13 protein-coding genes and 5 pseudogenes are annotated in these 19,434 nt (G+C 43.5%); 7 read left to right on the forward strand and 11 right to left on the reverse strand.

Annotation, left to right across the window (positions count from 1 at the left end):
• The first annotated feature begins 56 nt into the window (after positions 1–56).
• Positions 57–1,187: a hypothetical protein gene (locus PKHYL_RS01995; protein ID WP_240365860.1), complete on the forward strand. Its 1,131-nt coding sequence runs from the start codon at positions 57–59 to the stop codon at positions 1,185–1,187.
• Complete coding sequence (locus PKHYL_RS02000; protein ID WP_240365861.1) at positions 1,163–1,540, forward strand: RnfH family protein; 378 nt, start codon at positions 1,163–1,165, stop codon at positions 1,538–1,540. The genes PKHYL_RS01995 and PKHYL_RS02000 overlap by 25 nt, the downstream gene beginning before the upstream one ends.
• A 50-nt stretch (positions 1,541–1,590) precedes the next feature.
• Here PKHYL_RS02000 and PKHYL_RS02005 read toward each other — a convergent pair whose 3' ends face one another.
• A complete protein-coding gene (locus PKHYL_RS02005) occupies positions 1,591–2,010 on the reverse strand; it encodes an outer membrane protein assembly factor BamE (protein ID WP_058024230.1) in 420 nt (139 codons plus the stop codon).
• 328 nt (positions 2,011–2,338) lie between these two features.
• Between PKHYL_RS02005 and fur the strand changes: the two genes are divergently transcribed.
• Complete coding sequence (gene fur / locus PKHYL_RS02010; RefSeq protein WP_058024231.1) at positions 2,339–2,773, forward strand: ferric iron uptake transcriptional regulator; 435 nt, start codon at positions 2,339–2,341, stop codon at positions 2,771–2,773.
• A 136-nt stretch (positions 2,774–2,909) separates the two neighbouring features.
• On the opposite strand, the pseudogene PKHYL_RS02015 reads toward fur, so the two are convergent.
• Positions 2,910–4,034, reverse strand: a pseudogene (locus PKHYL_RS02015) (PilT/PilU family type 4a pilus ATPase).
• Between the two features lie 120 nt (positions 4,035–4,154).
• Positions 4,155–5,210, reverse strand: a complete 1,056-nt coding sequence (locus PKHYL_RS02020; protein WP_071002368.1) for a type IV pilus twitching motility protein PilT — start codon at positions 5,208–5,210, stop codon at positions 4,155–4,157.
• Positions 5,211–5,574: 364 nt separating this feature from the next.
• On the opposite strand from PKHYL_RS02020, the gene PKHYL_RS02025 reads away from it, so the two are divergent.
• On the forward strand, positions 5,575–6,303 hold the full coding sequence (locus tag PKHYL_RS02025) for a YggS family pyridoxal phosphate-dependent enzyme (protein WP_093067942.1): 729 nt from the start codon (positions 5,575–5,577) through the stop codon (positions 6,301–6,303).
• Between the two features lie 66 nt (positions 6,304–6,369).
• Here PKHYL_RS02025 and PKHYL_RS02030 read toward each other — a convergent pair whose 3' ends face one another.
• Positions 6,370–7,506 (reverse strand): hemolysin family protein, encoded by a 1,137-nt coding sequence (locus PKHYL_RS02030; RefSeq protein WP_240365862.1) that lies wholly within the window; start codon positions 7,504–7,506, stop codon positions 6,370–6,372.
• Between the two features lie 640 nt (positions 7,507–8,146).
• On the reverse strand, positions 8,147–9,838 hold the full coding sequence (locus PKHYL_RS02035; protein WP_223334572.1) for an NAD+ synthase: 1,692 nt from the start codon (positions 9,836–9,838) through the stop codon (positions 8,147–8,149).
• 826 nt (positions 9,839–10,664) lie between these two features.
• On the opposite strand from PKHYL_RS02035, the pseudogene PKHYL_RS02040 reads away from it, so the two are divergent.
• The 3 genes and pseudogenes from PKHYL_RS02040 to epmA all read left to right on the forward strand — a co-directional run bounded on the left by PKHYL_RS02040 (position 10,665) and on the right by epmA (position 14,120).
• Positions 10,665–11,821, forward strand: a pseudogene (locus tag PKHYL_RS02040) (AI-2E family transporter).
• Positions 11,822–11,898: 77 nt separating this feature from the next.
• Positions 11,899–13,017 carry a 4-phosphoerythronate dehydrogenase gene (locus PKHYL_RS02045; RefSeq protein WP_240366479.1) on the forward strand — a complete coding sequence of 373 codons (1,119 nt, stop codon included), beginning with the start codon at positions 11,899–11,901 and terminating at the stop codon, positions 13,015–13,017.
• Positions 13,018–13,103: 86 nt separating this feature from the next.
• Positions 13,104–14,120: an EF-P lysine aminoacylase EpmA gene (gene epmA / locus PKHYL_RS02050; RefSeq protein WP_071002364.1), complete on the forward strand. Its 1,017-nt coding sequence runs from the start codon at positions 13,104–13,106 to the stop codon at positions 14,118–14,120.
• 157 nt (positions 14,121–14,277) lie between these two features.
• On the opposite strand, the gene PKHYL_RS02055 is transcribed toward epmA, so the two are convergent.
• From PKHYL_RS02055 to PKHYL_RS02080, 6 genes and pseudogenes are all read right to left on the reverse strand, one after another.
• Entirely contained in the window at positions 14,278–14,919 is a 642-nt protein-coding gene (locus tag PKHYL_RS02055; RefSeq protein ID WP_071002363.1) for an NAD(P)H-binding protein, read from the reverse strand.
• Positions 14,920–15,148: 229 nt separating this feature from the next.
• Positions 15,149–15,599: pseudogene (locus PKHYL_RS02060) on the reverse strand (YaiI/YqxD family protein).
• A complete protein-coding gene (locus PKHYL_RS02065; RefSeq protein WP_071002361.1) occupies positions 15,599–16,927 on the reverse strand; it encodes a 5-(carboxyamino)imidazole ribonucleotide synthase in 1,329 nt (442 codons plus the stop codon). Before PKHYL_RS02065 ends, PKHYL_RS02060 begins: the two are co-directional and overlap by 1 nt.
• A 197-nt stretch (positions 16,928–17,124) precedes the next feature.
• Positions 17,125–17,677: pseudogene (gene purE / locus PKHYL_RS02070) on the reverse strand (5-(carboxyamino)imidazole ribonucleotide mutase).
• Between the two features lie 98 nt (positions 17,678–17,775).
• Positions 17,776–18,742: pseudogene (locus PKHYL_RS02075) on the reverse strand (metallophosphoesterase).
• An 83-nt stretch (positions 18,743–18,825) separates the two neighbouring features.
• Entirely contained in the window at positions 18,826–19,434 is a 609-nt protein-coding gene (locus PKHYL_RS02080) for a rhomboid family intramembrane serine protease (RefSeq protein ID WP_071002359.1), read from the reverse strand.

The following is a 19,434-nucleotide window of genomic DNA, read 5'->3' on the forward strand; positions in this document are numbered from 1 at the left end:
GTTTTGCTTGCTACTGTCGTTTTTGTGAATGGTATTAGATCGTTTGGATTGAGATTATGATGATCCGTTATGCTTCTTATTTTATCGCGGTATTGTTACCGTTGTTATTATTTCGCTGGTTTGCCCCTGCTTCAATCGGTGAGATCGATTTTTGGTTATTATGGCTGCTAGCAATGGTGTTGGTCGCGTTGCCAGTTGTTTATGCTGAGATAGCTTTGGCTTATCGTAGTGTCGAGGGACCTTTGGCCGGTATGCAAAAGCTCACTCGCGAATCAGATGCAAGCCCAATATGGCGAAGCTTTGGTTGGCTGGCTGCATTGGTTTCTATTGTGATTGCAGCATTGATCATATCAGGTGCCAGTACAGGGATATTAACCGCTTTGACTGAGCTTAATAGTACCCCTGATGTACCAAGTTTTGCGGTTGCCGCAGGGTTGATGGTTATTACTGTGCTATTAAGTCTGCTTGGCGTTGCGCCTTTGCCTATTGGCCTCGGATTGATGGTCGTTGGATTAATATTGGGCATCGCAAATGGTGTGCCTAATATTAGTTTTGCTATGACCGATATTAGCTTGGTTGAATGGGCGCGGGCAGTGGCGCTAGCATTGGTCAGTGTTGGTGCGGGTACAGGGTTGTACTGGTTCGGGCAAAACTTGGTCAGTAAGGAGACGGTCACTGCCGTGGAAGCAAGCAGCCAACAGGCACAAAATAAGGCTGCTCGTAATTATCGTGCCACCAAATCGGTATTGCCAATTTGGGTGTTGCAGCTATTGGTAGGGGTTGTCGCGTTATTTATTAGTGGTATGTCGTTACCACCGATTGGACAACTACTCTATTGGGCTGGCGTACTATTCGTCGTTAGCTATTTGCTGCATTACAGTACTCAGCAGTTAGCGCATAAGTTTGGGCTGTTAGTTAGCTTGATAATAACTTTTGTTTTAGCATTGCTACTAGTGGTTGCGATTCCGACGACTTGGCTGGTAGGCATTCTAGTTATAGTGAGTAACATAGCGGTACTACTATTATCGGTATTTGCAGGATGGCAGATGAAGATCAGTCATTTACGCAAATCATTGAACTTTAGCAGCGAAGCATTCTATAACTTATGGCGAGTTGCGATACGTCTTGTCGTACCGCTGGCATTGCTATTGGCGTTAATAGGTTGGGTGATACAGTGGTTGAGCTAACAGGTGATGGCGGTAAGCATAGCAATGCGCTGCAATCGGAGTTAATGACAGTCTATCTGGCGTATGCGGAAGATGAGCAGCGCCAGCATTATCTGGCGTTAAAGGTTAGCCAAGGTACGAGTCTGTATGAGGCACTAGGCAAAGCTGGCTGGCTTGAAAGGTTTGCAGCGCTGGCAAAATGGTGTGAGCAAGCAGTAAACGTTACAACGCCAACCGCTAAACGTTGGCATGTGGGCATCTATGCACAAAAACAGCCGCTGAATTATCTATTGCAGCCTTTTGACCGTATCGAGGTATATCGCAGTTTAAGCGCTGATCCAATGTCTCAGCGCAAAAATAAATCTCGCGGTTAAGTTATTATTAATTTTAACTGTTAGTCATTCGAGCTGATAAATCGTACGGATTACGATGCTGGCAAGCTCTCGATACCTTCGATGCGAGTGACCAAACCATTATCATCAAAGTAAACAACTAAGTGTTGGCTTGCATTTTTGACATCAGCAATGCCTTTACGGCGGCCTTCGGTACCTGCTTGGTAATCGTAAATGTAATCCCAGCGCTTAGGCTCAAGGGTATCTCTAATCGCAGGACTGCCAAGGATATAAAGTACTTGGTTCTGATTCATCCCTACTTTTAGTTTTTGTGCTTGGGTTTGAGTAATCGCTGTGCCTTGAGGCAAATCAATCTTATAAACGCTCAATAGTGAGCAGCCAGACATAGCGACAGTAGCGCTCAGCATACTGGTGATAACAATGTTACGTAGTACGCTGGCATGGCTTAACGGACGAAAATTTAATGTCTTTATCATGGTAAGATGACTCATAAGAAATGAATTAGGCGCGGCCAAAGTTAGATGGTGCGAGTCTGACCGACAATCTTGGACAAATGATACGTCATTTACTTGCAATTGCCTACCACTTACGACATTATTTACCAAACACCACCTGAATGGTTTTATTATTTATATTTTAAATTCATAGGCTTGCACTGCGGTTATTCAGGGAATTATAAAGCAGTCCGTCACCCTCATCAGCACTGTTTTTAGGGTGTTAAAACCACTTATATTTAATAAAGAATAATCAGCAACGATTATTTATCTCATATTTTTAGTTTTTCATTTGCTAAGACTGTCACAGTCAGAAGGGGATATTATGGCTTCTTTTACCAATCAAGATTTACGTAGAGCAGGATTGAAAGTTACGTTGCCTCGTATTAAGATTTTAGAGCTGCTAGAAAGCGCCGAGTTACACCACATGAGTGCAGAAGAAATATACAAGGCGCTCATCGAACAAGGTGAAGATGTTGGTCTTGCCACGGTCTATCGTGTACTCACCCAATTTGAGCAGGCGGGCATTGTAGAGCGTCATAACTTTGAAAATAACTTGTCAGTGTTTGAAATTACCCAAGAAGAGCATCACGACCATCTGGTCTGTGATGTTTGTGGCAAAATCATTGAATTCCATAATGAGATGATCGAGGAAGAGCAGCTGAAAGTCGCAGAAAAGCACGGCTTTAAACTATCGGGTCACTCGTTAGTCTTATATGGTATCTGTGCTGACCAAGCTTGCAGAGACAGTGCCAAGTAAAGACCTTGGTTATCAATTAAAGCTTTATTTTTATAAATGACTCTAAGATCTCTTATATTAAGAAGCCCTCATTATTGATAATGAGGGCTTTTTTGAGTTTAATTTTTCAGTATGTACTGACATCACTCTCAATAGCTTAACTGATGTCTAAAGATAAACTATCCGCACCTTCATCTAAATTAGCCTTACCGTTTTTGCTACTGAGCTTAATTTTTAGGCGTAAGTCGTTAGGGGAGTCAGCATGCAAAATTGCCTCTTTATAAGTGATCTCTCCTTGTTCATACAAGTCAAAAAGCGCTTGATCAAAGGTTTGCATACCGCTGTCTCGAGAGCGTGTCATGACGTCTTTGATTTCATGCACCTCACCTTTACGGATATAGTCGCTAATTAGCTGTGAGTTTAATAAAATCTCAATAGCAGCACGGCGTCCCTTTGCCATCAGGGGGTTGGAATGAGCTGCTGAGCGATAATGGCCTGCAAGTTCAGTGACAAATCCATAAATAGCTGATTATGACGACTGGTTTCAAAGAAATGAATAATACGGTCAATCGCTTGGTTGGCATTATTGGCATGCAAGGTTGCAAATACCAGATGCCCTGTCTCAGCGTACTGGATAGCGTAGCTCATGACCTCACGGTTACGAATCTCACCAATCAAAATGACATCTGGTGCTTGGCGCAACGTATTTTTTAGTCCTGCTTCAAATGAATGAGTGTCGATACCGACTTCACGCTGAGTGATGATACAACCACGATGTTTATGGACAAACTCGATAGGGTCTTCTATGGTAATGATATGCCCATGAGAGTTTTGGTTACGATGTCCAATCATAGCCGCGAGCGTAGAAGATTTACCTGTGCCGGTCGCGCCGACCAGCAAGATAATGCCGCGCTTTTTCATGGCCAGTTCTTTGAGCGCTGGCGGCAAGCGTAGTTCCCTCAACAGTTGGGATCTTATTCTCAATTTTCCGTAAAATCATTCCTGCCATATCGCGCTGTATGAATGCACTGACCCGAAAGCGTGCTTGCTGTGCTTCATCAGATATAGCAAATTGACACTCGTTCGTCTCTTTAAATTCTTTTTGCTGGCTAGGGGTCATCACTCCTTTGACTAACATCATGGTTTGATCAGCGGTCAAAGGGGTTTTACCGACAGGTAAAATTTTTCCATTTACTTTCATGGAAGGCGCTACATCAGCAGTAATAAAAAGGTCAGAGCCATTTTTATTAATCATCAACTGCAATAATTTATCAATGTCCATATCGTACCTGCATTCGATGTAAGTCGATTAAAAGTTATTTAGAGTAGTGTATTAAAGGTCATTCATAGAGACCAATAACAATTTAGCACCATTCACGCTTTTTTTGTGATTTGGCTGAGACTATAAAAATGCCTCAGGTTGCTTGGCATAAGGACGAGCCACATCTTTACTGATGGTGCCTTTTGCAACCAAGTTCTTTAAGGTTTGATCAAGCGTAATCATGCCTTCGCCTGCACCCGTTTGGATGGCAGAATACATCTGAGCAATTTTGTTTTCACGTATTAAGTTACGGATAGCGGGTGTGCCTAGCATGATTTCATGAGCTGCCACACGTCCACCAGCTTGACGACGCAATAGGGTTTGTGAAATAACGGCTTGTAGTGACTCCGATAGCATGGCACGAATCATATCTTTTTCGGCGGCAGGGAATACGTCGATGACACGGTCAATCGTCTTAGCGGCTGAGCTAGTATGCAGAGTGCCGAATACTAAATGTCCTGTTTCGGCCGCAGTCAGTGCCAAACGAATGGTCTCAAGGTCACGTAACTCACCAACCAAGATGACATCTGGATCTTCTCGCAATGCCGAACGTAATGCAGGCTCAAAACCTAAGGTATCGCGGTGCACTTCACGCTGGTTAATCAGGCTTTTTTTCGATTCATGGACAAATTCAATCGGATCTTCAATCGTTAAAATATGCTCTTTACGACTTTCGTTAATATAATTAATCATGGCCGCTAGCGTCGTCGATTTACCCGAACCAGTTGGGCCGGTAACTAACACCACGCCACGTTTGAAGTCTGAGACACGTTTGAACACGTCGCCCATCCCTAAGTCTTCCATGGTCAATACTTTAGAAGGGATGGTACGAAATACCGCGCCTGCGCCGCGATTTTGATTGAATGCATTGACTCGAAAACGTGCCAAATTTGGAATCTCAAAAGAAAAATCTGTCTCAAAGAACTCTTCAAAATCAGCGCGCTGCTTGTCGTTCATAATGTCATAAATGAGCTGATGAACCACTTGGTGCGTCATCGCAGGCATATTGATGCGTGTCATCTCACCATCGGTACGAATCATCGCAGGCATGCCAGCTGAAATATGTAAATCCGATGCTTTATGTTTGACCGTAAAACGTAGCAAGTCTTCGATACTTAAGGTGTTTTTTTCAGCCATAATCCGATATTCCTATCAATTAGTCAGGGTAAGACAAAGAGCATAAAGGCACGTGGTAAACTATCCATCAATCGCTTTGTTCAAGCGTAAAATATTGAAGAGTGAACCAGCATGCCGTCTTTACCACCGCTATCATATTCAGTAGCATATGTTAAAGCATGTAACAATATCATAACAAGACTGTGAGTATTTAACCATCTACTCCTTTAAGAAAATATGAAATTAGTCATTTTTCAGCTAATTTTATATATGAGCGATAAATAATTTTTATTAAAAATATTTAAATTAAGCAGTCTCAGCCATAAACTATTTATAAAACCTATTAAAAATTAAGTAAATTTTGAGAGCCTTATATATGACTGATATGAAAGAGACAAATCAAAGTGTTGATAATCAGACGCTTCTCGCTAATTGGCAGCAAGTCAAAGAGCAAATGACCCAAGCCTATGAACAGGCATCTGAGCGAGATAGTAGATCTGCCAACACTACCATTTTGCTAGCCGTGTCAAAAACCAAGCCTGCCAATATGATTGCTACTTTGGCGAATGAGGGACAGCAGCACTTTGGCGAGAACTATCTACAAGAAGCCATTGAAAAAATAAATACGCTAAAATCGAATCCTGCATGCGCGGATATCGTCTGGCATTATATCGGCAGTATTCAGCGTAATAAAACACGCGATATTGCCGAGCATTTTGATTGGGTGCAAACCCTTGAGCGCGATATCATTGCCAAACGTTTAAACGATCAACGCCCAGATGAGCTCCCAGCATTGAACGTATTAATTCAGGTAAATATTGATAACGAAGACAGCAAGTCAGGTTGCCTACCAGCAGAACTGCCAGCATTAATCATAGCGATTAAAGGCTATGAGCGCTTGCAACTGCGCGGGTTAATGATTATCCCTGCCAAAGCAGATACAAACGCTTTTGCACGAACCAAGGCATTGTTTGACGATATAAAAGCCAGCCACCCAGAGTTGGATGCTTGGGATACACTTAGCATGGGGATGAGTGGCGATATGACAGAGGCGATAGGCAATGGGTCTACCATGGTACGTGTTGGTACAGCTATCTTTGGTGCGCGAGATTAGTTTTGTGCGCGAGACTAGAATGCTGCGTACTAGGCCAATTGAATAAATGATTAATTGGCCAATCAATCAAACCGTATCTTCTCGTTTGGTCACTAGCATTTGCGTGATTTTTAGATTGTCCGTTGCAATGATTTCAAACCGATAATTGGCGTACTCGATGGTGTCGGTCTTCTTAGGAATTTTGCGCAGCATATACATCATAAAGCCGCTGATGGTCTCATAGTTCTCACTGCGTGGTAAGTCGACGATATCTAATGCACGAATGACATCTTCAATAGGGGTCATTCCATCGATCAGCCACGAGTTGTCTGTGCGCTGAACAATAGGCTGCTCCTCAAGCGTCACCAGCTCGCCCATCACAATGCTCATCACGTCTTTGAGTGTGATAACACCAACCACAAGCCCATATTCATTCACGATGACAGCGAAGTCTGCGCCAGTCGATTTGAACATCTCTAATACTTCAAACAAAGACAAGGTGTCCGGTACAAATAGTGCCGGTTTTAATAGAGATTTGTCTGTCAGATTGACCTCTTGCTGATTTAAAACCAAGGCCAGAAAGCTACGAGACTCTACATAACCCACGATATGTTCTAGGTCGTCATCATGGCAGACCAAAAACTTATTGTGCGGCTGCTCAATCATGATATTTACGACTTCTTCGGTACTGGTTTTGGTATCAAAATAAACGATATTTTCGCGTGGGTTCATCACTGAGGTGACGGTACGCTCCTGCATATCAAAGATATTTTCTATCAGATGATGCTCTTGTTTTTTTAGCACGCCTGCTTCAGCGCCTGCATCCATGACGGCATAGATATCTTCTGGGGTCATATCATCTTGGCGAATGGTTGAGATACCAAAGGATTTAAAAAGGATATTTGCAGCGCCATCGAACACCCAGATAATGGGTTTTAATACAAAAATCAAGAGAATCATTGGGCGTACCAGTCGCACCGCTATCGCCTCAGCACTCGACATTGCCAAGCGTCTGGGCATCAGATCTGCAAGTAATGAAAACAGACTGGTGATGAGTGCAAACGATATCACTGAAGCCACCGCTTCACTATTAAACATCTGCTCCAGATAAGGACTGATGGCTGACTCGCCCACAGCACCCGCCGAGATAGCAACCGCATTGAGTACTATCTGTACGACCGTGATAAAGCTCCCAGGATGATCCTGCATATTGAGGGACGTCAAGTGCGCGAACATCGCCTTCTTTTGCCATGATTTGCAGTTTGATTTTGCGTCCTGCGGCAATCGCAATTTCAGCAGCAGAGACAAAGGTACTCAAGGCAAGTAGAAGGAGAAGAAAAACACTGGCAGTTAGCAAGCTCATGACATACTCGAAAAGAAGTAAAGAGGAATTGGGTCAAAAATAGTCAGTAGGTAAAGGGAGAAGATCAGAAGGTGGACGGTAAATTTGTTCATGTATAAAAACCAAAAAAGCTGGGCAAGCACCCAGCTAATAGGGAAAAATTCGACGTTTTGTCAAACGATCTGACTTGCACCTTTCAACTCATAAATTCGTAAATCATATAGGGCGTGTTGAACATTCGCAAATAGGCACTGCTGATCGCTAAAATGGTTCCAGACAAGGCACAAAGCGACGATAATGCAGATGCCTTAGCGAGATTTGTAACGCAGTATGGGGCAATTTTAGCATCAGCCCCAACGATAAAAGCAGGGGACAGGACTCTTTTTTGCCGCTTCATCGTTAAAAATAAGCGCTTAGAGTGACTAAACTTATTATTTTTAACATCGAATCGCCTAAAAAATAGTCGCTGTCAGTGCCATGGTCGAATGTTCAACACGCCCTAAGCTGAAAGGCAAGTGCGATTTAGCCTTTAATTGACCACTTATTGACCAACGGATAGCGGCGTTCACGTCCAAAAGCTTTGTGGCTGATCTTTGTACCGATGGGCGATTGCAAGCGTTTATACTCGCTATTGTCTACCATCTTGATGACTTTTGCGACCATCTCAGCATCAAAGCCTTTATCGATAATTTCCTGATAGCCCATATCTTCATCGATATAAGACATCAAGATACCGTCCAATACATCATAATCAGGCAAGCTATCCTGATCTTTTTGATCTGGACGTAGCTCAGCAGATGGCGGACGAGTAATAACGCGCTCAGGGATGACAGGTGTGTCTTCTAGGCGATTGCGGTAGCTTGCTAACTTATACACTTGTGATTTATACACATCTTTTAGTACGTCAAAGCCGCCAGCCATATCGCCATACAATGTTGAGTAACCAACCGCTAATTCTGATTTGTTACCTGTCGTGATGACCAAATGACCAAACTTGTTGGACAGTGCCATCAAGACAACACCGCGAGCACGGGCTTGGATGTTCTCTTCGGTTGTATCCGCTGGTGACTTATTAAATAGAGGCGCTAACGTATGACGGATACCTTCGACGGCGTCGAAAATAGGACACACGGTATAAGAGACATTTAAGCGACGTGCCTGAGCCTGTGCATCTTCTAGACTGATTTGAGAGGTATATTCATAAGGCATCATGACGGCATAGACCTTGTCAGCGCCCAACGCATCGACCGCGATACAGAGCGTCAGTGCTGAATCAATACCACCTGATAGTCCAACAATAATGCCAGAGAATCCTGAGTGATTGACATAGTCGCGTAGACCGACGACCAATGCCTGATACATCTCAGACTCACGGCTTAGAGACAACGGCGCTTTGGCTTGATTGTTGAATTTGGCTGTGTTGACATCTAAAGTGGCCAACAATAACTGATTCATAAAGCGCGGTGCTTCATGAGCCACGCTGCCATCGGCTTGCACAGCCATAGAGCCGCCATCAAATACAAGATCGTCTTGACCGCCAACTGCATTGACATAGACGATAGGCAAGTTGTTTTCACGGCTGCGCTTAGCAAGCATGGCTTTGCGGTTATTTTGTTTTTCAATCTCAAAAGGTGAGGCGTTTAAGCTAACAATGAGGTCAGCACCTTGTTTTTTGAGTTCGGCAATCGGGTTTTTGTCCCACAAATCTTCACAAATGAGCAGACCAATCGTAATGCCTTTATAGTCAAATAAGACTTGATTGCGACCTTTATCAAAATAACGGCGCTCATCAAAGACGCCATAGTTTGGCAACATCTGCTTGTGATAGAAGCCCTTTTGATGACCATTATGTAAGATAGCAGCGGAGTTAAAAGTACCGTGATGATCGACATGCGGATAGCCGACAATCATGACGATATCGTCGATATCACTCAAGGTAGATAAGGCGCTTTTGACACGGCCTGATAGGCTTGGGCGTAGCAATAAATCTTGCGGAGGATAGCCTAGTAGTGCCAACTCTGGAAATACGATAACGTCAGCACCTTGTTCGCGTGCTTGTAATGCAAGCGTGCGCATTTTTTCAACGTTGGTTGCGATATCGCCTACCAAAAAATGTGACTGCGCTAAAGCAAAAGTGACCGTATCTTGTGGTTTGTTGGTCTTGCTGGCTTCATGTGAGGGGTTAAGATTGGGATTATCAGTGTCTTTTGACATTGTTATTGTTCCTATCGATATATTATTAAAATTTGGTGAGTCTGTATTGATTTAAAATAAAATCAAAGTAAGTCCGAAATTCATTCAAAACTGCGTGCTTGCTTATCAAGCTCGAATGTTGAGTTGATATGACAAGCCTAAATCCTACATAATTGCTTAGACAATGCTTAAAAGCATAATTGCTTATGCCTCCTATCCCAAATGATCGTGCCATCCTAAAATGAGATCTTATGATAGTCTAGAAGAAGACGATACAAGAGGGTCTGGAATCTGCTTTGATAGATGCGATGTTTATGCAACGACAAAAATAAAAGCGTACAAATGCACTTAACTATATTGAAAAGCTTAAAATAATTGCTTTAGTATAACATCAATTGTCGTGACAAATAGAACGCACCAGTGAATTCCCCTGATAAGATTGCAGTTTAATAGCTGAATATAAAAGCAGCTGCGATGGCACTGTTTTTCACAGTAAATCCATGCATTATGCGCTAGTCATTCCGCTCATCATCTAGTAAGCTTGCATAGACAAAGTTGTAAGTAAAGATTACAACATAGCGTTATATAATTATCATAATCTATTGCATAATGGAGCGTAATAGCTGCGTTTTTCGCGATGTTATTTATCAGAGTGATAGTTTGTAAATACGCAGTATTGCCATGTGATTTAATGGGTTTGACACCGTTTTTTCTTTATATACTTATAATCTACCATCCTCGCTAATGGATACAGTTTATGGACAGCGTCTATAAGCTGATGTTCATCACACATTTATAAACTTGCCAGCAAAGTTATCGTTTGCTGTCCGCTCTTGGTTTATACGCTATGATTGAAAATTGGACAAAGAATTTATTATCCAGCGCTTGCTTGCGATTACTTTGCTGGTTGCGCTGTTCGTATTATGCTTTAAAGTGGTGCAGTTTTTTATTGTACCGGCATTGTGGGCGGCAATTTTGGCGTATGTGACGTTCCCTATTTATGAGTTTTTTCACGAAAAAGTTAAACTGAGTCCAGATTTTAGCGCTGCCATTATGACCGTGAGCATCTCCTTGATAATAGGTGTGCCATTGGTTATTGGTGTGTTTATTTTGCAGCAAGAAGCGTTGAGCTTAATCAGTAATTTGGTCTATCGTATTAAAGTGGGCTATTTGGATGTGCCTGACTCATTTAAAGACTTACCGATTATCGGTCAGCAAATCAAAGACGTACTGTGGCGAATCAATAAAAACCCAGAAGGCACGCTAGAAGCGTTTCGTCTTTGGGTTCAGTCGCACTTGTATTATGGCAAGGTCGCATTTGACGTGGTGTTCAGTGGTCTGGCCAAGCTGGGTATGGCGCTGATGACGCTATTCTTTTTTTATCGTGATGGCACCAGTCTGGTTCGTCAGATTCGCCAAGCGCTGCGTAACATCATCGGCAATCGCATCGACGGTTATATTGACTCTGTAGGTACAACCACGCGTGCGGTGGTATACGGCATCGGGCTGACGGCATTGGCTCAGGCGCTATTGGCTGGTATCGGCTATTACTTCGCTGGTGCGCCAAGCCCTATCTTATTGACCATTGTCACGTTTATTATTGCGTTGATTCCCTTTGGTACGCCATTTGTTTGGGGCGGTGTGTCTGTCTGGCTCTTGAGCCAAGGACATACTGCAGAAGGGATTGGTTTGGCACTATGGGGCGTGTTTGTTATTAGCTGGGTGGATAATCTCATTCGACCTATTGTTATCAGTGGTGCGACCAAAATCCCATTTATTATTATTTTTATCGGTGTGTTGGGTGGTCTAACCGCATTTGGGTTTGTTGGATTGTTCATCGGCCCTGTGGTACTGGCCATCGGTCTTGCCGTATGGCGCGAGTGGATATCGCAGCATAAGAATGAGATATTTGCGTCGCAAGACGTCACGCTCTCTGACTCAAATGCCATAGCGCCAGTACATAATCCAGCACAAGACACAGTCAGTGGAAATGAGTCTACATAGAAAACCCTTATCGATAGAGAAAATTGCCAATGACAAACAATGATATTGCAGATACTAAGGACAATAAGATAAACCAGATGGCCAAAGGTATCACGATCGTTGCTGATAGCAATATCGCTAGCCTGAATGATTTTTTTAATGACGCTACATTAGGTCAGATGTCTGGGCAAACAGTCAAAATTATACCGGTCGCTGGTCGTGATATTGACGCAAAGCTGCTGTCTGAAGTACAGCCAGATATTTTGTTAATACGCTCGGTCACGCAAGTCAATGAGGCGCTGTTGGCTGAAAATCACAGTGTGCAATTTGTTGGCTCAGCGACTATCGGTACAGATCATGTCGACCAAGACTATTTAGCGATGCGCGATATTACTTTTGCCAATGCCGCTGGTTGTAGCAAGCACTCGGTGGCTCAGTATGTACTGACGGCTATCTTGACCATACGTCCAAACTACTGGCAGCAGCCTGTGACACTCGGTATCATCGGCCTTGGCAATATTGGCAGTACGCTTGCTCAGTATGCCAATGACTTGGGCTGGCAGGTGCTTGGATACGATCCATTATTACCAAGCTCTACTATTAATAATGCCAGCCTTGAGCAGGTGCTTTCTCAAAGTAACGCGGTGAGTTTGCATGTGCCTTTGACAAGTGAGAAAGTTGATAGTGATGCTAAAGGCAGTGACTATCCAACGCGTCATCTCATCAATGCAGAGACATTGGCCATGATGCCTGCTGATACCATATTGATTAATAGCGCGCGCGGCCCTGTGATTCATGAAAATGATCTCAAGAACGATATTGCTCATACTGGGCGGCAAGTGGTTTTGGATGTGTTTGAGCATGAGCCAACGGTTGCTGATAGCCTACTAGCTAAGCTCACAATCGCCACACCGCATATCGCTGGCTATACATTAGAGGGCAAGCTACGTGGTACGCAAATCATCTATGATGCCTTGTGTGAGAAGCTAGCGATCATACCTGCCCAGTCGATGTCTAACCTGCTACCACTTAACTTGTTTTTGTGGTCTGAGCTAAAAGCACACCCAGACAGATTGCCAAAATTTTATGACATTATGCAAGATGATGCCTCATTGCGAAGCAAAATATCTGGTGGAAACTCTGATAAACAAGTGAATGGCGCAGATTTTGACGGTCTGAGGCGTGATTACCACTTGCGCCGTGAGTGGCAATCCTAATCTAGCAACTTAAAAATACTATTCTTAAAAACATAAATAATCTACGTCATTGAAGCATTATTATTTATGAATCACGGTAGACAGTCATGAGCCAATCAAGCAGTACCTCTAGTCATCAACCTAACTACGCACCCACCATAACACTGGCAATGGCACAACAACGCGCCAAGTTTATCGGTGATATTCGCCAGTTTTTTATCAGTCGTCAGGTACTGGAAGTACAGACGCCGCTTTTATCGCAAGCAGGTAACACCGACACTTTTTTGCAATCAGTGGCAGCGCACGTAACCTATCAAGATCGTCCTCGTACCTATTATTTGCATACGTCTCCTGAGTTTGCGATGAAGCGTTTATTGGCTAGCTGGCAAGTGCCTATTTATCAGATTTGTCCTGTGTTTAGGGATAATGAGATAGGCGTGCGTCATAATATCGAATTTACGATGCTAGAGTGGTATCAGCCCAATTACAGCCTCGATGATATGGCAGGTGAGCTTAATGAGTTGCTTACGGCGCTTTATGGTCATCCAATGGTGATGAGCCATTATCGCTATGTCGATGCTTTTATGGATTTTGTCGGTATACATCCACTGACAGCGAGCCTATCTGCGCTCCAAGCGGTAGCAGAAGATAGAGGGTTGATAGGATTTGATTTTAATGATGCTGATGATAGCGAAGCAAATCGTCGCCAGAACTGGTTAGATTTACTATTTAGTCATGCAGTAGAGCCAAATTTGGGACATGATTTGCCGACACTGATCATAGAATATCCACCTGCGACAGCTGCATTGGCAAAGACAGCGCTAGATAAAGAAGGCAATAAAATAGCGAAACGCTTTGAGCTTTATATCAATGGCATTGAGATTGCCAACGCTTATGATGAGCTGGCAGATGGTCCAGCATTGCGAGCACGTTTTGAGCAAGACAATCAATTACGTCATCGTCATGGGTTGCCGAAAATGCCCATTGATGAGCATTTAGTTGCTGCATCTGATGATTTGATTCCTTGTAGTGGTATTGCGGTCGGTGTTGATCGATTGCTCATGGTGATAACGGGCGCAAAAACTTTAGAGGAAGTGATTGCTTTTCCGAGTGGTCAAGCATAACCAACAGGTAGTTTTTATTCATAGCAGCAGAAAAAGGTCGTTACCGATTTACCAATTAAATATTGGCGAATCGATAACGACCTTTTTATAATCTGATTCAGTGATTTGAATTACGTAGTTATAGCTTGGCAGTCAGATCTATCTAAATAGTGACAGTTTATACTGTAGCAATGGCTTCATTGATGTCGATATCACCATTGTGCAAGTTGAATACTTTTCCAATAGTATTATCGGCGGTTAGGACAGCCGCCAGCGTCGTTGCGACATCTTCAATAGCATTTTCACCAGAGCTGGTATCATTGATAGTGATTTTGCCTGTACCGTCACGTTCTTTCAGTGCACCCGGCTGTACGATTGTATAGTCGAGTGAGCTATTATTCACGAGCCAATGATCAGCGTAATGCTTAGAGATATAGTAGTCTTTTAGATCTGCAATGTTAGGGTTGTTATCCCATTTCTCAGTCTCTAGCGAAAAGACAGAGCTAAGCATAATATAGCGTTTGATACCTTTGTCTTGCGCGGCTTGCATGGTCTTTACTGCACCGTGTAAGTCGACTTCTAGTACATTTTTACCACCAGATCCTGCGACAAAATAGACAGCATCAATATCTTGATCCAGTTGTTTCTTGATAGACTCTTTGCTGGCGGTAATATCCAAATCTAGCTGAGTATAGTTGTCATTGTCAAACAGCTTTTTTTCTTGGCGAGTCGTACCAATTACTTGGTGTTCGTCAGCTAATAATTGCTTAACCAATTCACCACCGACACGGCCACTGGCACCAATGACTAAAATCTTCATAATCATTCCTATTTTTATTTGAGTTCTGTTATTTGAGGCATTTAGTGAATGTGTTTATCTCAAAAACTGACTGTATCGTAACAAAATAATCCGCACGCTTCGTTATAAAGCGTGCGGATTGGATAGAGTTGGTTATAGAGTGTATACGGTTTGCAAGAAAGCAATATTTGCCAAGCAAGATTCGCTATCTAGAGGATAGTACTTTAATGAGATTAGAAGGGTAACAGCGCTAACGTACTAAGCGATTCAGACCGTCGGCAAAAGCTTTTTTATCGCGGTCGCCGTAGGGTTTTTGACCGCTCATCTCTTGCAGCTCTAGGACACCAGTACCGCGCATGGTGTCCATAAAATCGCGCATATTAAGCTTTTGCTTGATGTTATTTTTGTCATAGACCACGCCGCGTGTGGTTAGCACCAAGCCGCCTTTGTCCAAAAATATCATTGGCTAAAGGTATGTCGCTTGTAATCGCCAAGTCGCCTGCCTGTATTTGCTCGACGATATAATCATCAGCCTTGTCAAACCCTGATGACACAACCGTCATGACGAGCAGAGGAGATTTGCGTAGTTTGATTGGCTGGTTGGCGACGAATATCGCCATCGTTTTGGTACGTTCAGCCGTTTTGATAATCAAATCTTTGGCAATCAATGGTACGGAGTCGGCATCCACCCAAATTTGCATTATTTCTTCGCCTTTTCTGTCTTTGGCGACAATTCTGCCAGACTGTCTGCTTCACCACTGTTATCTTCTAAGACGTCGTTTTTAGTTTTGGCATCTGCGGTATTAGAGTGAGTATCGATATTCGCGTATTCTTTGTCCAAACCTACTTTATTTGGCAATACGGCAACCAGCTTTGCCATAGCGGATTCTAAGTCAGTCACGTCATTGGGCATCAAGGTAATATGAGCAATCTTGCGATCATCACGCTCAGCTTTATGATAGCTATGATAGTGAGCGCCATCGATATTTAGCACGGCACTGATATCAGGATATTGGCCGAGTACGTTGACCATAATCGCTGGATGGACGTTGTCCGTATCACCGAGTGGTAAGTTGACCACAGCACGGATATGGTTTTCAAACTGGCTAGTAACCGCGCCTTCGATGCTCCAGTGGCCAGAGTTGTGTACACGCGGGGCAATCTCATTGGCCAGTATCGTGGTATGACCGCGAGCATCTTTGGTGACAAACAATTCAAGTGCCATGACGCCCACATAGTCTAGATGGTTCATGATCTTTGTGATGGCGTCTGTTGCCTGCTGGAGCAGGTGGCTGGTACCGACCGCAGGTGCTTGAGTTTTTGCCAAAATACCGTGATGATGATGGTTTTCGACCAAATCATAACAGCGTATCTGACCATTTTGCGCTCTTGCGGCAATGATAGAGACTTCACGATTAAAGTTAATGAAACCTTCAGCAATCAGTGGCGCAGGTGTTGGCGTGAGTGACCCTTTGCCACTAACAGCGTCTTTTAGCGCAAGCCAAGCAGTTTTAATGTCACTCTCTTGTTTGATAACAAACTGACCTTTGCCATCGTAGCCACCGCGGCTGGTTTTCAAAACGATAGGCAGGCCTAACGCTTCACAAGCTTGTTTTAACTCAGCTTCAGAATGAACAGCCATAAATGGCACGGTGGCAATATCGAGCGTATTGAACATCTGCTTTTCTTTTAGACGGTCTTGGGCGATATCAAGCGCAATCAGTGGTGGGAACATACCTTGCTTGCTGCCAGATTTTGACACGCTCGTTAATTGCTCGACCGTAGACGTTGGTGTGTTCTCGAACTCTAAGGTAAAGACATCAGCGGCTGCCATAAAGTCGACTAATTGATCGCTATGAAACACGTGACCGTATAGGCTGGCAGGGCATTCTGGATTGTCTTCTAAAAACACGCATTGGTAACCGAGTGGCATCGCGGCTTCGGCAAGCATCATACCAAGCTGACCACCGCCTAAAATACCGATGGTACGAATGGTTTGGGTAACAGGATAAGCGTTTGCTGTAGTCATGAAAGGCTCTTTGAATAAAAGTGAATGAGGTCTGTGTTGTATTAAAATTTAAAACGCAATGGGTGAAAATAGGAAAAGGTGCACTATAGGCACCTTATATCTAGTATGACGTACTGAAAAATAAAATGTGGTAGCTCTTGTTTTTAGGCGATCAATACAAAATACTATGCTAAAAAAGCTAGTCACTCTATATTTATTTAAGAATTAATAATACCGGGTGTTGGGCTAGCGAGAATGGTCTCGGTTTGCGTCTGACGCATCTCATCCAGCTTAGTAGCAATCGTTTCATCATGCAAGGCTAAGACTTGAATCGCAAGTAGGGCAGCGTTATAAGCGCCAGCGGTACCAATCGCCAATGTCCCAACAGCAACGCCTTTGGGCATTTGCACGATAGACAACAGACTGTCCCAACCACTTAGCATAGAGGATTTTACAGGGACGCCAAATACAGGTAGTGGTGTTTGGCTCGCACACATACCAGGCAGATGAGCGGCACCGCCTGCACCCGCGATAATCACTTGTAGACCATTGTCTTTTGCGCTTTTGGCGTAATCAAATAGCCTGTCAGGTGTACGGTGAGCAGAAACCACTTCACACTCAAAGGCAACATCAAAGTCTGCTAGCAATTGTGCTGCGGCACTCATGGTCGCCCAATCAGATTGCGAACCCATAATAATGCCGACTTTTGGTTGACCAGCAGGGGGAGGTGATTGGACCGTTCTGGTTAGCCGCAGTATTGGTGGTGCTCATGATTGGATATCCTCAAAAGACCATCATACAAAAATTTTGCTACACTCGTAAAGCCAAGTTTGACTTTTAATAATGATATGGTGTTAATAGCATTTATATCACTGGTTTATCTCTATTCTTTTGTCGTGATAATGCTGCACAAAGCGAGAAGCTGTCAGTGGTAATGGCTGTTCGGTATCCAGCTGATAGCAAGTCAAGTAGCCACTATCTACCGCTGCCGAATAATCAGTACAGGCGACTTGTGGACTGAGTGGCTCAGGTGTACCAGTGAGCCAATAGTGACCGACAAAAACAGGTTTATGTGTTTGAATCGCAAAGTCAATATTTTCAGCCAGTGCATCAGGCGGTATTTGTGCCAATGCGGAGGACGGTGCACGAGCGACCTCACGAAGCGTGCGCTGATTCAACGCATCAAGCCACCAACGCACCCGTACTCGTCTGCGTTCAGTGCCTTCTTTATCTACCATCACAATACCATCAGGCAAGCCCGTCTCGACCCCCTTTTAGTACACGCTCTAAGGCATCAAAAGCGATAGTATCTTCTTTAGCGGTTGCGATTAGACCTTCAGAGGTTAGGCAGTTATTATCCGTCAGCAGGGGCTCTAGAACCGCCATGCTATCTACATCCCAGCAAGCATGGACGAAACAGGCATAATCTGTCTCAATCCACAGAGGTATCTCGTACAAGCGCTGCAACCAGTATTCGTGCTGCTCTGAGCCGAAAGGTATCTCTGCCAAGAATGCTTCATGTTGGCGTTTATGTACCGCATTATGTGAGCGCAGATACTGGCTAGAATCCTCAGGATCGAGCGTAGCATAAGCCAAGGCATTATATTCATGATTGCCCATCACCGCATCGGCCACGTCCGCGTCTAACATCGCAAAGACAATCTCTAATGTGGCCAGTTGCTGCGACCCACGGTCAATCAAATCGCCAATGAATAATGCCCTGTGACCTGCCGGTGGCACAAAATGCTGACCGTTATGCTCGTATCCTAATTGGTTTAACAAACCAACGAGCTTGTCTGCATAACCATGAATATCACCGATAATATCTATAATCATAATGAAATATTAAATCTCAAACGTAAAAGTAAGCAACTTGCTTAATTGTCCTGATTCAAAGAATTTCTATTTGAGAAAACAGTTTAAAAACCAGGCGACAATAAAGCATTTATAAAATGGGGTAGTACTTTAGGCTCTAAAATAATCGTAGCAATGACGCCAAATGCGCCGCCCCACATATGTGCCATATGATTGATTTTTGAGCCACCGCGTTTGTCCGCGTAAATACTATAAAATACATAAGCGACGGCAAACAGTATCGCAGGAATAGGAACAATGGCAAATAAGTAAATTCGCTCCCACGGTGCTAGCAAAATAAAGGCAAATAAGACTGCCGACACACCGCCTGATGCCCCAAGACTTAAGTAACTGGCATTGTCTTTATTTTTAAGGTAGCTTGGAATCATGGCAACAACAATAGCCAACACATAAAAAACCACAAAACCATAGCCGAACAAAAATGAACGATATAGCCCTTCAATAGCTCGGCCAAAAAAGTATAACGTAAACATGTTGAATAGCAGATGCATACTGTCGGCATGAATAAAGCCATGCGTGACAAAACGATCCCATTGTCCGTTATTTACAGCGGGTGGATAAAAGATAAGACGGTTGAGTAATTTCTTGTTTTGCCATGCTAATAAGCTGACAATAACAGTAATGATGATAATAAGGGTCGTATGGTTTAACAA

This window comes from Psychrobacter sp. KH172YL61, assembly GCF_007182895.1.
In the GTDB taxonomy this organism is placed as follows: domain Bacteria; phylum Pseudomonadota; class Gammaproteobacteria; order Pseudomonadales; family Moraxellaceae; genus Psychrobacter; species Psychrobacter pacificensis.